Annotated in this window: 25 protein-coding genes; 1 reads left to right on the forward strand and 24 read right to left on the reverse strand. The window is 50.2% G+C overall.

Annotation, left to right across the window (positions count from 1 at the left end; translation table 11 throughout):
• Nucleotides 1-7 precede the first annotated feature (7 nt).
• The 21 genes from rplO to rpsJ form a co-directional block, all read right to left on the reverse strand.
• Entirely contained in the window at nucleotides 8-442 is a 435-nt protein-coding gene (gene rplO, locus M8014_RS11140; protein WP_271282528.1) for a 50S ribosomal protein L15, read from the reverse strand.
• Between the two features lie 3 nt (nucleotides 443-445).
• Complete coding sequence (gene rpmD, locus M8014_RS11145; protein WP_003863301.1) at nucleotides 446-625, reverse strand: 50S ribosomal protein L30; 180 nt, start codon at nucleotides 623-625, stop codon at nucleotides 446-448.
• Nucleotides 626-631: 6 nt separating this feature from the next.
• Nucleotides 632-1132, reverse strand: a complete 501-nt coding sequence (gene rpsE / locus M8014_RS11150) for a 30S ribosomal protein S5 (RefSeq protein ID WP_271266501.1) — start codon at nucleotides 1130-1132, stop codon at nucleotides 632-634.
• Nucleotides 1133-1146: 14 nt separating this feature from the next.
• Nucleotides 1147-1500, reverse strand: a complete 354-nt coding sequence (rplR, locus tag M8014_RS11155; protein ID WP_015960708.1) for a 50S ribosomal protein L18 — start codon at nucleotides 1498-1500, stop codon at nucleotides 1147-1149.
• A 9-nt stretch (nucleotides 1501-1509) separates the two neighbouring features.
• Nucleotides 1510-2043, reverse strand: coding sequence for a 50S ribosomal protein L6 (rplF, locus tag M8014_RS11160; RefSeq protein WP_271282529.1), 534 nt, complete (start codon nucleotides 2041-2043; stop codon nucleotides 1510-1512).
• Nucleotides 2044-2055: 12 nt separating this feature from the next.
• A complete protein-coding gene (rpsH, locus tag M8014_RS11165; RefSeq protein WP_271282530.1) occupies nucleotides 2056-2448 on the reverse strand; it encodes a 30S ribosomal protein S8 in 393 nt (130 codons plus the stop codon).
• Nucleotides 2449-2478: 30 nt separating this feature from the next.
• Complete coding sequence (rpsN, locus tag M8014_RS11170) at nucleotides 2479-2784, reverse strand: 30S ribosomal protein S14 (RefSeq protein ID WP_032614701.1); 306 nt, start codon at nucleotides 2782-2784, stop codon at nucleotides 2479-2481.
• A 14-nt stretch (nucleotides 2785-2798) separates the two neighbouring features.
• A complete protein-coding gene (gene rplE, locus M8014_RS11175; RefSeq protein WP_271266503.1) occupies nucleotides 2799-3338 on the reverse strand; it encodes a 50S ribosomal protein L5 in 540 nt (179 codons plus the stop codon).
• Nucleotides 3339-3352: 14 nt separating this feature from the next.
• Nucleotides 3353-3667, reverse strand: coding sequence for a 50S ribosomal protein L24 (gene rplX / locus M8014_RS11180; protein ID WP_006178919.1), 315 nt, complete (start codon nucleotides 3665-3667; stop codon nucleotides 3353-3355).
• A 10-nt stretch (nucleotides 3668-3677) separates the two neighbouring features.
• Complete coding sequence (gene rplN, locus M8014_RS11185; protein WP_004160583.1) at nucleotides 3678-4049, reverse strand: 50S ribosomal protein L14; 372 nt, start codon at nucleotides 4047-4049, stop codon at nucleotides 3678-3680.
• Nucleotides 4050-4215: 166 nt separating this feature from the next.
• Nucleotides 4216-4470 (reverse strand): 30S ribosomal protein S17, encoded by a 255-nt coding sequence (rpsQ, locus tag M8014_RS11190; RefSeq protein ID WP_271266504.1) that lies wholly within the window; start codon nucleotides 4468-4470, stop codon nucleotides 4216-4218.
• On the reverse strand, nucleotides 4470-4661 hold the full coding sequence (gene rpmC / locus M8014_RS11195) for a 50S ribosomal protein L29 (RefSeq protein ID WP_032614707.1): 192 nt from the start codon (nucleotides 4659-4661) through the stop codon (nucleotides 4470-4472). Before rpmC ends, rpsQ begins: the two co-directional genes overlap by 1 nt.
• Complete coding sequence (rplP, locus tag M8014_RS11200) at nucleotides 4661-5071, reverse strand: 50S ribosomal protein L16 (RefSeq protein WP_002919759.1); 411 nt, start codon at nucleotides 5069-5071, stop codon at nucleotides 4661-4663. Before rplP ends, rpmC begins: the two co-directional genes overlap by 1 nt.
• A gap of 12 nt (nucleotides 5072-5083) precedes the next feature.
• Complete coding sequence (gene rpsC, locus M8014_RS11205; protein ID WP_000529945.1) at nucleotides 5084-5785, reverse strand: 30S ribosomal protein S3; 702 nt, start codon at nucleotides 5783-5785, stop codon at nucleotides 5084-5086.
• A 17-nt stretch (nucleotides 5786-5802) separates the two neighbouring features.
• Entirely contained in the window at nucleotides 5803-6135 is a 333-nt protein-coding gene (rplV, locus tag M8014_RS11210) for a 50S ribosomal protein L22 (RefSeq protein ID WP_002919773.1), read from the reverse strand.
• A gap of 14 nt (nucleotides 6136-6149) precedes the next feature.
• Nucleotides 6150-6428 (reverse strand): 30S ribosomal protein S19, encoded by a 279-nt coding sequence (rpsS, locus tag M8014_RS11215; RefSeq protein WP_001138115.1) that lies wholly within the window; start codon nucleotides 6426-6428, stop codon nucleotides 6150-6152.
• A gap of 16 nt (nucleotides 6429-6444) precedes the next feature.
• On the reverse strand, nucleotides 6445-7266 hold the full coding sequence (gene rplB, locus M8014_RS11220; protein WP_271282531.1) for a 50S ribosomal protein L2: 822 nt from the start codon (nucleotides 7264-7266) through the stop codon (nucleotides 6445-6447).
• A 17-nt stretch (nucleotides 7267-7283) separates the two neighbouring features.
• On the reverse strand, nucleotides 7284-7586 hold the full coding sequence (rplW, locus tag M8014_RS11225; protein WP_097164996.1) for a 50S ribosomal protein L23: 303 nt from the start codon (nucleotides 7584-7586) through the stop codon (nucleotides 7284-7286).
• Nucleotides 7583-8188 carry a 50S ribosomal protein L4 gene (gene rplD / locus M8014_RS11230; protein WP_106996077.1) on the reverse strand — a complete coding sequence of 202 codons (606 nt, stop codon included), beginning with the start codon at nucleotides 8186-8188 and terminating at the stop codon, nucleotides 7583-7585. Before rplD ends, rplW begins: the two co-directional genes overlap by 4 nt.
• A gap of 10 nt (nucleotides 8189-8198) precedes the next feature.
• On the reverse strand, nucleotides 8199-8828 hold the full coding sequence (gene rplC, locus M8014_RS11235) for a 50S ribosomal protein L3 (protein WP_095846799.1): 630 nt from the start codon (nucleotides 8826-8828) through the stop codon (nucleotides 8199-8201).
• Between the two features lie 32 nt (nucleotides 8829-8860).
• The gene (gene rpsJ / locus M8014_RS11240; protein WP_001181005.1) at nucleotides 8861-9172 is read right to left on the reverse strand and encodes a 30S ribosomal protein S10; all 312 of its coding nucleotides are present in this window, start codon (nucleotides 9170-9172) and stop codon (nucleotides 8861-8863) included.
• Between the two features lie 388 nt (nucleotides 9173-9560).
• Here rpsJ and M8014_RS11245 point away from each other — a divergent pair, with 388 nt between their 5' ends.
• Nucleotides 9561-10034, forward strand: a complete 474-nt coding sequence (locus M8014_RS11245; protein WP_271282532.1) for a prepilin peptidase — start codon at nucleotides 9561-9563, stop codon at nucleotides 10032-10034.
• On the opposite strand, the gene bfr is transcribed toward M8014_RS11245, so the two are convergent.
• From bfr to tuf, 3 genes are all read right to left on the reverse strand, one after another.
• Nucleotides 10018-10494, reverse strand: coding sequence for a bacterioferritin (gene bfr, locus M8014_RS11250; RefSeq protein ID WP_271266507.1), 477 nt, complete (start codon nucleotides 10492-10494; stop codon nucleotides 10018-10020). The genes M8014_RS11245 and bfr overlap by 17 nt on opposite strands.
• 70 nt (nucleotides 10495-10564) lie before the next feature.
• Nucleotides 10565-10759 carry a bacterioferritin-associated ferredoxin gene (gene bfd / locus M8014_RS11255; protein WP_003863268.1) on the reverse strand — a complete coding sequence of 65 codons (195 nt, stop codon included), beginning with the start codon at nucleotides 10757-10759 and terminating at the stop codon, nucleotides 10565-10567.
• 176 nt (nucleotides 10760-10935) lie between these two features.
• Entirely contained in the window at nucleotides 10936-12120 is a 1185-nt protein-coding gene (gene tuf / locus M8014_RS11260; protein ID WP_271282533.1) for an elongation factor Tu, read from the reverse strand.
• Nucleotides 12121-12160: the final 40 nt, after the last annotated feature.

A 12160-nucleotide genomic window follows, 5' to 3' on the forward strand; every position in this document is an offset into this window, starting at 1 on the left:
CTGCTACTTATTCCTCGATTTTACCGCCAGCAGCTTCGATAGCAGTACGTGCACCTTTAGTAACACGCAGGCCACGAACAGTTACCGGAGTCGAAACTTCACCAGACAGGATCACTTTCACGAACTCAATCTGGATACCGATAACGTTAGCTGCTTTCAGCGTGTTCAGGTCCACAACGCCGCCTTCAATTTTCGCCAGGTCAGACAGACGAACTTCGGCTGTGATCGCTGATTTGCGAGAAGTGAAGCCGAACTTCGGCAGACGACGGTACAGTGGCATCTGGCCACCCTCGAAACCGCGACGTACGCCACCGCCAGAACGAGAGTTCTGACCTTTGTGACCACGACCACCGGTTTTACCGAGGCCAGAACCGATACCACGACCCAGGCGTTTACCCGCCTTTTTAGAGCCTTCGGCCGGAGACAGAGTATTTAAACGCATCTCTTACTCCTCAACTTTAACCATGAAGTAAACCGCGTTGACCATACCACGAACAGCGGGAGTATCCTCGCGCTCAACGGTATGACCAATACGACGCAGACCCAGGCCAAGCAGCGTTGCCTTATGTTTCGGCAGACGTCCGATTGCACTGCGGGTTTGTGTAATTTTAATAGTCTTTGCCATGGTCAATTACCCCAGAATTTCTTCAACGGATTTACCACGCTTGGCAGCGACCATTTCTGGAGATTTCATATTTTCCAGACCATCAATAGTTGCACGAACCACGTTAATCGGGTTGGTGGAACCATATGCTTTGGCCAGAACGTTATGAACTCCAGCGACTTCCAGGACGGCGCGCATTGCACCACCGGCGATAATACCGGTACCTTGAGAAGCCGGCTGCATGAAGACACGAGAACCCGTGTGAGTACCCTTAACTGGGTGCTGCAGGGTGCCGTGGTTCAGCGCGACGTTAATCATATTGCGACGGGCTTTTTCCATCGCTTTCTGGATCGCTGCTGGAACTTCACGCGCTTTACCGTAACCAAAACCAACGCGGCCATTACCATCACCAACAACAGTCAGAGCTGTGAAGGAGAAAATACGACCACCTTTAACGGTTTTAGATACGCGGTTAACCGCGATCAGCTTTTCCTGCAGTTCGCCAGCCTGTTTTTCGATGTGAGCCATCTTACACCTCTACCTTAGAACTGAAGGCCAGCTTCACGGGCAGCATCTGCCAGTGCCTGGACACGACCATGATATTGGAACCCGGAACGGTCAAAGGACACAACTTTGATGCCTTTTTCCAGAGCGCGTTCAGCAACAGCTTTACCTACAGCTGCAGCAGCGTCTTTGTTACCGGTGTACTTCAATTGTTCTGTAATAGCTTTTTCTACAGTAGAAGCAGCTACCAGAACTTCAGAACCGTTCGGTGCAATTACCTGTGCGTAAATATGACGCGGGGTACGATGTACCACCAGGCGAGTTGCACCCAGCTCTTTGAGCTTGCGGCGTGCGCGGGTCGCACGACGGATACGAGCAGATTTCTTATCCATAGTGTTACCTTACTTCTTCTTAGCCTCTTTGGTACGCACGACTTCGTCGGCGTAACGAACACCCTTGCCTTTATAAGGCTCAGGACGACGGTAGGCGCGCAGATCAGCTGCAACCTGACCGATCAGCTGTTTATCAGCGCCTTTCAGCACGATTTCAGTCTGGGTCGGACATTCTGCAGTGATACCGGCTGGCAGCGGATGCTCAACAGGGTGTGAGAAGCCCAGAGACAGGCCTACTGCATTCCCTTTGATCGCTGCACGATAACCTACACCAACAAGTTGAAGCTTTTTAGTGAAGCCTTCGGTAACACCAACAACCATTGAGTTCAGCAGGGCACGCGCGGTACCAGCCTGAGCCCATCCATCCACGAAACCATCACGTGGACCGAAGGTCAGTGCATTATCTGCATGCTTAACTTCAACAGCATTGTTGAGGGTACGAGTCAGCTCGCCATTTTTACCTTTGATCGTAATAACCTGACCGTCGATTTTTACATCAACGCCGGCAGGAACGACGACCGGTGCTTTAGCAACACGAGACATTCTTTCCTCCGATTAGGCTACGTAGCAGATAATTTCGCCACCAAGACCAGCTTGGCGCGCTGCACGATCAGTCATAACACCTTTAGAGGTAGAAATAACTGCGATACCCATGCCGGCCATAACTTTTGGCAGCTCATCTTTTTTCTTATAGATGCGCAGACCTGGGCGGCTGACACGCTGAATGCTTTCTACAACAGCTTTACCCTGGAAATACTTAAGAGTAAGTTCCAGTTCCGGCTTGGTGTCGCCTTCAACTTTAAAATCTTCGATAAAACCTTCTTCCTTCAGCACGTTGGCAATTGCCACTTTCAGCTTGGCGGAAGGCATGGTGACCGCAACTTTGTTCGCGGCCTGACCGTTACGGATACGGGTCAGCATATCCGCGATCGGATCTTGCATGCTCATCTGTCTTTACTCCCGTGATTCAATTGGTAATTACCAGCTAGCCTTTTTCAAGCCTGGTACTTCACCGCGCATGGCGGCTTCACGCAGTTTGATACGGCTCAACCCAAACTTGCCCACGAAACCATGTGGACGACCTGTTTGACGACAGCGGTTACGCTGACGAGACGGGCTGGAATCACGCGGCAGAGACTGCAGCTTGAGAACAGCATTCCAACGATCTTCGTCGGAAGCGTTCACATCAGAAATGATCGCTTTCAGTTCAGCGCGTTTAGCGAAGAATTTATCAGCTAAAGCAACGCGCTTTACTTCGCGTGCTTTCATTGATTGCTTAGCCATTCAGTAACCCTACCTTACTTGCGGAACGGGAAGTCAAAGGCAGCCAGCAGAGCACGGCCTTCTTCGTCAGATTTCGCAGTAGTGGTAATGGTAATATCCAAACCACGCACGCGGTCGACTTTATCGTAGTCGATTTCTGGGAAGATGATCTGCTCACGGACACCCATGCTGTAGTTACCACGACCGTCGAAAGACTTAGCGGACAAGCCACGGAAGTCACGGATACGTGGAACAGCAATAGTGATCAGGCGCTCAAGGAACTCCCACATGCGTTCGCCACGCAGAGTTACTTTACAGCCGATCGGATAGCCCTGACGGATTTTGAAGCCTGCAACAGATTTGCGTGCTTTGGTGATCAACGGCTTTTGACCGGAGATTGCTGTCAAATCAGCTGCTGCGTTATCCAGCAGTTTCTTGTCAGCGATCGCTTCACCAACACCCATGTTCAGGGTGATCTTCTCGACCCGAGGGACTTGCATGACAGAATTGTAGTTAAACTCAGTCATGAGCTTAGCAACTACATCGTCTTTGTAGTAATCATGCAGTTTCGCCATCGTACTACTCCAAATTACTTGATAGTTTCACTAGTAGATTTAAAGAAACGGACTTTTTTGCCGTCTTCAAATCTAAAGCCTACACGGTCAGCCTTGCCGGTGGCCGCATTGAAGAGTGCAACGTTAGAAACCTGAATAGCAGCTTCTTTTTCAACGATGCCACCTGGTTGGTTCAGGGCCGGAACCGGCTTCTGATGTTTCTTAACCAGGTTGATACCTTCAACGACGAGTTTGCCGGAAGACAGAACATTTTTTACTTTACCGCGTTTACCTTTATCTTTACCGGTTAACACGATAACTTCGTCATCACGACGGATTTTCGCTGCCATGATTCGCTCCTTAGAGTACTTCTGGTGCCAGAGAGATAATTTTCATGAACTTTTCAGTACGAAGTTCACGAGTTACCGGCCCAAAGATACGCGTGCCGATAGGCTGCTCGCTGTTATTGTTTAAAATAACGCATGCATTACCATCGAAGCGAATGACAGAACCGTCAGGGCGACGAACACCCTTTCTGGTGCGCACCACTACCGCTTTCAGCACATCACCTTTTTTGACCTTACCACGTGGAATTGCTTCCTTGATGGTGATCTTGATGATGTCGCCTACGCCTGCGTAGCGACGGTGCGAGCCACCCAGAACCTTGATACACATTACGCGACGTGCACCGGAGTTGTCGGCGACGTTCAGCATAGTCTGTTCTTGGATCATTTCAGTGCTCCGCTAATGTCAACTACTACCTGAGACTCTAAAATCAGAGCCGTTAAAAAGCCCCATATCGAGGGCGCGGCATTATAACACCGCTTCTGCAATATGGGTAGAAAAAATAAACGGCTCATTGCTGAGCCGTTTATTCGTATTGAGAAGGCGTACTCTATTACAGAACCGCTTTCTCTACAACGCGAACCAGCGTCCAGGACTTAGTCTTGGACAGCGGACGGCACTCAGCGATTTCAACTTTGTCGCCGATACCGCATTCGTTGTTCTCGTCATGTACGTGCAGTTTGGTCGTACGCTTGATGAATTTACCGTAGATCGGGTGTTTCACAATACGTTCGATAGCGACAACAATGGATTTCTCCATTTTGTCGCTAACAACACGACCTTGCAGAGTACGGATTTTATCGGTCATTACGCACCCGCCTTCTGAGTCAGTAAAGTCTTAACGCGTGCAACATCACGACGTACCTGCTTCAGCAGGTGGGTCTGTTGCAGCTGGCCACTTGCAGCCTGCATACGCAGGTTGAACTGCTCACGCAGCAGGTTCAGCAGCTCAGCGTTCAGCTCTTCTACGCTTTTTTCACGCAGCTCATTTGCTTTCATTACATCACCGTCTTAGTTACAAAGGTGGTTTTGATAGGCAGTTTCGCTGCTGCCAGGCCGAAGGCTTCACGGGCCAGCTCTTCCGGAACACCGTCCATTTCATACAGGACTTTGCCCGGTTGGATCAAGGCAACCCAGTACTCCACGTTACCTTTACCTTTACCCATACGAACTTCCAGCGGCTTCTCGGTAATTGGTTTGTCCGGGAATACACGGATCCAGATTTTACCTTGACGCTTAACTGCACGGGTCATAGCACGACGTGCTGCTTCGATCTGACGTGCAGTCAGACGACCACGGCCAACAGCTTTCAGACCGAAAGTGCCGAAGCTAACATCCGTACCCTGCGCCAGACCACGGTTGCGGCCTTTGTGCACTTTACGGAATTTTGTACGCTTTGGTTGTAACATCAGCGACGCTCCTTATTTACGGCCTTTACGCTGCTGCTTTTTAGGTTGAGCAGCCGGTTTTTCCGGTTGTTCAACAGCAGCCATACCACCCAGGATCTCACCTTTGAAGATCCATACCTTAACGCCGATTACACCGTAAGTGGTGTGCGCTTCAGAGGTGTTGTAGTCGATGTCAGCACGCAGAGTGTGCAACGGTACGCGACCTTCGCGGTACCATTCGGTACGTGCGATTTCCGCGCCGCCCAGACGGCCGCTAACTTCAACTTTGATACCTTTAGCGCCCAGACGCATTGCGTTCTGTACAGCACGCTTCATAGCACGACGGAACATAACGCGACGTTCCAGCTGTGAAGTGATGCTGTCAGCAACCAATTTAGCGTCCAGTTCAGGCTTACGAACTTCAGCGATATTGATCTGTGCAGGAACGCCAGCGATATCCGCTACGACCTTGCGCAGTTTTTCTACGTCTTCGCCTTTCTTACCGATTACGATGCCAGGGCGAGCGGTGTGAATGGTCACACGGATGCTCTTAGCTGGACGCTCGATAACGATACGAGATACAGACGCTTTAGCCAGTTCCTTAGTCAGGTACTGACGTACTTTAAAATCGCTGTCCAGGTTGTCAGCGAATTCTTTGGTGTTCGCAAACCAGGTTGAATTCCATGGTTTTACAATACCCAGGCGAATACCATTAGGATGTACTTTCTGACCCATTGCTAGTCTCCAGAGTCTCAGCGATCGGACACAACCACAGTAATGTGGCTGGTGCGCTTCAGGATGCGATCTGCACGACCTTTCGCACGCGGCATAATGCGCTTCATGCTTGGGCCTTCGTCTACGAAGATTTTCGCGACTTTCAGATCGTCAATGTCAGCGCCATCGTTGTGTTCAGCGTTAGCAATGGCAGATTCCAGTACTTTCTTAACCAATACCGCAGCTTTCTTGTTGGTATAGGTCAGGATGTCCAGGGCCTGCGACACTTTCTTACCGCGAATCAGGTCAGCAACAAGGCGAACCTTCTGAGCAGAAGAACGAGCATGGCGATGTTGAGCTAAAGTTTCCATCTCTTCCTCCTACCTTATTTCTTCTTCGCTTTTTTATCAGCAGCGTGGCCGCGATAAGTACGAGTCGGTGCGAATTCACCCAGTTTGTGACCAACCATTTCGTCGGAAACAAATACCGGAACGTGCTGACGACCATTATGGACAGCGATGGTCAAACCGATCATGTTAGGAAAGATCGTTGAACGACGGGACCAAGTGCGCAGGGGCTTCTTGTCTCCGCTTTCCACCGCTTTCTCTACCTTCTTCAGCAAGTGCAGGTCAATAAAAGGACCTTTCTTGAGAGAACGTGGCATGGCTTATCCTCTAAAATTATTTGCTACGGCGACGTACGATAAATTTATCAGTACGCTTGTTGCTGCGGGTCTTCTTACCTTTGGTCTGAACGCCCCACGGAGTTACCGGGTGCTTACCAAAGTTACGACCTTCACCACCACCATGTGGGTGATCGACTGGGTTCATCGCAGTACCGCGAACGGTAGGACGAACACCACGCCAGCGTGCAGCACCTGCTTTACCCAGAACGCGCAGCATATGCTCAGCATTGCCAACTTCGCCCATGGTAGCGCGGCAGTCTGCTTCGACTTTACGCATTTCACCAGAACGCAGACGCAGGGTGACATAAGCACCATCGCGCGCAACGATCTGAACGTAAGTACCAGCGGAACGTGCCAGCTGACCGCCTTTACCTGGTTTCATTTCTACGTTATGAACGGTAGAACCAACCGGGATATTGCGCATCGGCAGGGTGTTGCCTGCTTTGATTGCAGCATCAACGCCAGACTGAATCTGGTCGCCAGCTTTCAGGCCTTTAGGGGCCAGGATGTAACGGCGTTCGCCATCTTTGTACAGAACCAGCGCGATGTTCGCGGAACGGTTCGGATCGTACTCAAGACGCTCAACAACTGCTGGGATACCGTCTTTGTTGCGTTTAAAGTCAACAATACGATAAGCCTGCTTGTGACCACCACCGATGTGACGAGTGGTGATACGGCCATTGTTGTTACGACCACCGGATTTGCTGTTTTTTTCAACCAGCGGAGCAAAAGGTTTGCCCTTGTGCAGCTCTGGGTTGACCACTTTAACGACGTGGCGACGACCCGGAGATGTCGGTTTACATTTAACAACTGCCATTGTATTACTCCTCCGACTTACTCAGCGCCGCCAACGAAGTCCAGATTCTGGCCTTCTTTCAGGGTGACGTAAGCTTTTTTCCAGTCGCTACGACGACCGATACGCTGTCCTTGACGTTTAACCTTACCTTTAACTACCAGGGTGTTAACGACTTCGACTTCGACTTCAAACAGTTTCTGCACAGCAGCTTTAATTTCTGCTTTGGTCGCGTCTTTAGCAACTTTGAGAACGATGGTGTTTGTTTTTTCCATCGCAGCAGACGCTTTTTCAGAAACGTGCGGTGCGCGAAGCACCTTCAGCAGACGTTCTTCACGAATCATGCCAGCATCTCCTCAACTTGCTTAACAGCATCAGCAGTCATTACGACTTTGTCGAAGGCGATCAGGCTAACCGGGTCAATACCAGTTGCATCGCGTACGTCAACCTTGTGCAGGTTGCGCGCAGCCAGGAACAGGTTTTCGTCCAGCTCACCGGTGATGATCAGCACATCTTCCAGAGCCATGTCTTTCAGTTTCTGTGCCAGCAGCTTAGTTTTAGGCGCTTCTACAGAGAAAGATTCGACAACGATCAGACGATCCTGACGTACCAGTTCGGACAGAATGCTTTTCAGCGCGCCGCGGTACATCTTTTTGTTAACTTTTTGACTGTGGTCCTGCGGGCGAGCAGCAAAGGTCACGCCACCTGAACGCCAGATCGGGCTCTTTACAGAACCTGAACGCGCACGGCCGGTACCTTTCTGGCGCCACGGCTTTTTGCCGGAACCAGTTACTTCAGCACGAGTCTTCTGAGCACGAGTACCCTGACGAGCACCAGCTGCATAAGCAACTACAACCTGGTGAACCAGCGCTTCGTTGAAATCACGACCGAAGGTAGTTTCGGAAACAGTCAGCGCGCTCTGCGCGTCTTTCAATACTAATTCCATTGCTATCCCCTTACGCCTTCACAGCTGGTTTAACGATAAGGTTGCTACCGGTTGCACCCGGAACAGCACCTTTAACCAGCAGCAGGTTGCGCTCAGCGTCAACACGTACTACGTCCAGGCTCTGAACGGTCACACGTTCGTTACCCAGCTGACCTGCCATTTTCTTGCCTTTGAACACTTTGCCCGGAGTCTGGTTCTGACCGATAGAACCCGGAACGCGGTGAGACAAGGAGTTACCGTGCGTGGCATCCTGAGTACGGAAGTTCCAGCGCTTAACGGTACCAGCAAAACCTTTACCTTTAGAGGTACCGGTTACGTCAACTTTTTTAACTTCAGCAAACAGCTCAACGCTAATGTCCTGACCTACGGTGAACTCTTCGCCTTCAGCAAGACGGAATTCCCACAGACCACGGCCAGCTTCAACGCCAGCTTTAGCGAAGTGACCCGCTTCCGGTTTAGTTACACGGTTAGCTTTTTTAGCACCAGTGGTAACCTGAACGGCACGGTAGCCATCGTTAGCCAGATCTTTAACCTGAGTAACGCGGTTTGCTTCAACTTCGATTACGGTTACTGGGATAGATACGCCATCTTCAGTGAAGATGCGGGTCATACCCACTTTTTTACCGACTAAACCAATCATTGTATCAACCTCTCAATCGCTCGATGACCTGATTAACCCAGGCTGATCTGCACGTCTACACCGGCAGCCAGATCCAGACGCATCAGAGCATCAACGGTTTTCTCGGTTGGCTCAACGATGTCAACCAGACGCTTGTGAGTGCGGATTTCGTACTGATCACGCGCGTCTTTGTTGACGTGCGGAGAGATCAGAACGGTAAAGCGCTCTTTGCGGGTCGGCAGCGGGATCGGACCACGTACTTGCGCACCAGTGCGCTTAGCAGTCTCGACGATTTCGGCGGTTGATTGATCGATCAGACGATGATCAAACGCTTTCAAGCGGATACGGATTCTTTGGTTCTGCATGAGACCAGAGCTCCAATTATTTTATAAACGAAAATGATCACTACTCGTACCCATTACGATTGATGGGAGAGTGTAACCGTTCTTACGTAGTCCCCCAATTGGGGACATTGTTTGGCAACTGAAAATGATTGTTGCCAGGGTTCATATCGAACCAGCCGTCAATTACGACAAGCCCGCGCATTATACGTAAATCTGACCAGGACGCAAGCCCCGTTTAGAAATTAGACGGAATGAGTCATTTTTGCGTGAAGCCTCGTAAACATTTTGTCCTTTTACAGCGGCAAAGCGATAGTCTGGAAGACTCCGCGCAGGATTCTGTTTTGCTATTTGTCCGCCGAGCAGGTTTGAGAAGAGTATGCCCTCACAAATTTTATCGAGGCTTACAACTATGCTCCCCGCCCTCCCCTTTCTACTCGTCTATCTGGGTTTGTCATACCTGCTGGTCCGTGAGGACATTCATTCAGGTCTTCTCCCAAATAAATATCTATGCCCACTGCTATGGTGCGGTCTGCTTTTTCACCTGTGTATTCATCCCGACTTTCTGGCGAGCGCCGTCGTGGGTGCAATGGCAGGATATGTCGGCTTTGCCGTTATTTACTGGGGTTACAAACTGGTGCGTAAACAGGAAGGGATGGGGTACGGTGATGTAAAATATCTTGGCACATTAGGTGCGTGGCATGGTTGGTGTGTACTGCCTGCGCTGGCGTTAACGGCAGCACTGCTGGCGGCTATCTATCTATTGATACGACTGCTTTGTAAACCCGGAGAGCAGACATTAAAAAACCCACTGCCCTTTGGACCATTTATGGCGGCAGCGGGTTTGATTACAGGTTGGCAAAGTCTGATCAGCTTTCCACTTTAATCTGCGACTGAAGGTAATTCTGCAAACCGATTTTACCGATCAGATCCAGCTCTGTTTCCAGCCAGTCGATATGTCCTTCTTCATCCGCCAGAATCTGAATCATCATATCGCGGCTGACGTAATCATGAACGCTGTCCGCATATGCGATGGCCTCGCGCAGATCCTTAGCACCATCGAGTTCCAGCGCCAGATCGGATCGCAGCATCTCTTCGACATCTTCTCCGATTCCCAGCTTGCCGAGATCCTGCAGGTTGGGGAGCCCTTCAAGAAATAAAATACGCTCGATGTATTTATCGGCATGCTTCATCTCATCAATGGATTCATGGTACTCAACGTCATTGAGTCGAGTCAGACCCCAATTTTTGAACATTCTCGCATGGAGAAAGTATTGATTGATTGCGACAAGCTCATTTCCCAATAATTTATTGAGATAACTTATGATTTTAATATCACCTTTCATTATAGTCCCTCCGCTTCCACTCATTGAAGCGTAGATGGGGCTACAGGGATGTCAAAAAAAAGAGTGAGCCTCAGGCAATCTCTTTGAATTCCGGGATCTGCATCAATTCATCCTGCATGATTTCACGGGCAGCGCGAACGCATTTACCACATTGATTTCCCACCGGAACAAACTTACGCAGTTGTTGGAAAGATTGAGGTTGAAACTGGCGAACGGCCTGACGTATTTTTTTGTCACTCACACCATTGCATAAACAGACGTACATAACCACTCCCGTTCAAAATATGCGCAAAGTGTAAGTGAGAATAATTATGATTACAATAGCACAGGCGCGCAGATACGGGGCGGGAATACACAAAAAATGCGAAAAATTGTGACAGGAGTAAAAGCCAGAAAGCAAAAAGGGCGCCGAAGCGCCCTTTTAAATTCGGAGCAGATTAATTAGCTCAGAACTTTAGCAACAACGCCCGCACCAACAGTACGGCCGCCTTCACGGATTGCGAAACGCAGACCGTCATCCATCGCGATTGGGTGGATCAGGGTAACAACCATTTTGATGTTGTCGCCTGGCATTACCATCTCAACGCCTTCTGGCAGTTCGATGGTACCGGTCACGTCAGTTGTACGGAAGTAGAACTGTGGACGGTAGCCTTTGAAGAACGGAGTATGACGGCCGCCTTCATCTTTGGACAGGATGTACACTTCGGATTCGAACTTGGTGTGTGGCTTGATAGAGCCCGGCTTAGCCAGAACCTGGCCACGCTGGATTTCTTCACGCTTGATACCACGCAGCAGAACACCACAGTTCTCGCCTGCACGACCTTCGTCCAGCAGTTTGCGGAACATTTCAACGCCGGTACAGGTAGACTTAGCAGTCTCTTTGATACCAACGATTTCAACTTCTTCGCCAACTTTAACGATACCGCGCTCTACACGACCGGTAACAACAGTACCACGGCCGGAGATAGAGAATACGTCTTCGATAGGCAGCAGGAACGGCTTGTCAATCGCACGCTCTGGTTCCGGGATGTAAGAATCCAGGTAGCCAGCCAGTTCGATGATTTTCTCTTCCCACTGTGCTTCGCCTTCCAGCGCTTTCAGTGCAGAACCACGAACGATAGGGGTGTCGTCGCCTGGGAAATCGTACTGAGACAGCAGCTCACGTACTTCCATTTCTACCAGTTCCAGCAGCTCTTCGTCATCAACCATGTCGCATTTGTTCAGGAACACGATGATGAAAGGAACGCCTACCTGACGACCCAGCAGGATGTGCTCACGGGTCTGAGGCATAGGGCCGTCAGTCGCAGCAACAACCAGGATCGCGCCGTCCATCTGCGCAGCACCGGTGATCATGTTTTTAACATAGTCGGCGTGGCCTGGGCAGTCTACGTGTGCGTAGTGGCGAGTCGGGGTGTCATACTCAACGTGGGAAGTGTTGATGGTGATACCACGCGCTTTTTCTTCTGGTGCGTTATCGATCTGGTCGAATGCACGAGCAGAACCACCGTAGGTTTTAGCCAGAACGGTAGTGATTGCAGCGGTCAGAGTAGTTTTACCGTGGTCAACGTGGCCGATAGTACCAACGTTGACGTGCGGTTTTGTACGTTCAAATTTTTCTTTAGACACGGCTATATTCCTTACTATAGTGCCCCCTCACCGAGGGGGC

The organism is Silvania hatchlandensis (assembly GCF_025564065.1).
GTDB classification, from domain to species: Bacteria; Pseudomonadota; Gammaproteobacteria; order Enterobacterales; family Enterobacteriaceae; genus Enterobacter; species Enterobacter hatchlandensis.

What these genes read in the sequence shown, in the direction of transcription:
- rplC (WP_095846799.1), bottom strand. Translation starts at nt 8,828, where the DNA reads ATGATTGGTTTAGTCGGTAAAAAAGTGGGTATGACCCGCATCTTCACT.
- rplD (WP_106996077.1), bottom strand. Translation starts at nt 8,188, where the DNA reads ATGGAATTAGTATTGAAAGACGCGCAGAGCGCGCTGACTGTTTCCGAA.
- rpmC (WP_032614707.1), bottom strand. Translation starts at nt 4,661, where the DNA reads ATGAAAGCAAATGAGCTGCGTGAAAAAAGCGTAGAAGAGCTGAACGCT.
- rplW (WP_097164996.1), bottom strand. Translation starts at nt 7,586, where the DNA reads ATGATTCGTGAAGAACGTCTGCTGAAGGTGCTTCGCGCACCGCACGTT.
- rplF (WP_271282529.1), bottom strand. Translation starts at nt 2,043, where the DNA reads ATGTCTCGTGTTGCTAAAGCACCGGTCGTCGTTCCTGCCGGCGTTGAT.
- bfr (WP_271266507.1), bottom strand. Translation starts at nt 10,494, where the DNA reads ATGAAAGGTGATATTAAAATCATAAGTTATCTCAATAAATTATTGGGA.
- rpsS (WP_001138115.1), bottom strand. Translation starts at nt 6,428, where the DNA reads ATGCCACGTTCTCTCAAGAAAGGTCCTTTTATTGACCTGCACTTGCTG.
- M8014_RS11245 (WP_271282532.1), top strand. Translation starts at nt 9,561, where the DNA reads ATGCTCCCCGCCCTCCCCTTTCTACTCGTCTATCTGGGTTTGTCATAC.
- rplV (WP_002919773.1), bottom strand. Translation starts at nt 6,135, where the DNA reads ATGGAAACTTTAGCTCAACATCGCCATGCTCGTTCTTCTGCTCAGAAG.
- rplR (WP_015960708.1), bottom strand. Translation starts at nt 1,500, where the DNA reads ATGGATAAGAAATCTGCTCGTATCCGTCGTGCGACCCGCGCACGCCGC.
- rpsH (WP_271282530.1), bottom strand. Translation starts at nt 2,448, where the DNA reads ATGAGCATGCAAGATCCGATCGCGGATATGCTGACCCGTATCCGTAAC.
- rplB (WP_271282531.1), bottom strand. Translation starts at nt 7,266, where the DNA reads ATGGCAGTTGTTAAATGTAAACCGACATCTCCGGGTCGTCGCCACGTC.
- rplP (WP_002919759.1), bottom strand. Translation starts at nt 5,071, where the DNA reads ATGTTACAACCAAAGCGTACAAAATTCCGTAAAGTGCACAAAGGCCGC.
- rpsE (WP_271266501.1), bottom strand. Translation starts at nt 1,132, where the DNA reads ATGGCTCACATCGAAAAACAGGCTGGCGAACTGCAGGAAAAGCTGATC.
- rplE (WP_271266503.1), bottom strand. Translation starts at nt 3,338, where the DNA reads ATGGCGAAACTGCATGATTACTACAAAGACGATGTAGTTGCTAAGCTC.
- rpsQ (WP_271266504.1), bottom strand. Translation starts at nt 4,470, where the DNA reads ATGACCGATAAAATCCGTACTCTGCAAGGTCGTGTTGTTAGCGACAAA.
- rplN (WP_004160583.1), bottom strand. Translation starts at nt 4,049, where the DNA reads ATGATCCAAGAACAGACTATGCTGAACGTCGCCGACAACTCCGGTGCA.
- rplX (WP_006178919.1), bottom strand. Translation starts at nt 3,667, where the DNA reads ATGGCAGCGAAAATCCGTCGTGATGACGAAGTTATCGTGTTAACCGGT.
- bfd (WP_003863268.1), bottom strand. Translation starts at nt 10,759, where the DNA reads ATGTACGTCTGTTTATGCAATGGTGTGAGTGACAAAAAAATACGTCAG.
- rpsN (WP_032614701.1), bottom strand. Translation starts at nt 2,784, where the DNA reads ATGGCTAAGCAATCAATGAAAGCACGCGAAGTAAAGCGCGTTGCTTTA.
- rpsC (WP_000529945.1), bottom strand. Translation starts at nt 5,785, where the DNA reads ATGGGTCAGAAAGTACATCCTAATGGTATTCGCCTGGGTATTGTAAAA.
- rplO (WP_271282528.1), bottom strand. Translation starts at nt 442, where the DNA reads ATGCGTTTAAATACTCTGTCTCCGGCCGAAGGCTCTAAAAAGGCGGGT.
- rpmD (WP_003863301.1), bottom strand. Translation starts at nt 625, where the DNA reads ATGGCAAAGACTATTAAAATTACACAAACCCGCAGTGCAATCGGACGT.
- rpsJ (WP_001181005.1), bottom strand. Translation starts at nt 9,172, where the DNA reads ATGCAGAACCAAAGAATCCGTATCCGCTTGAAAGCGTTTGATCATCGT.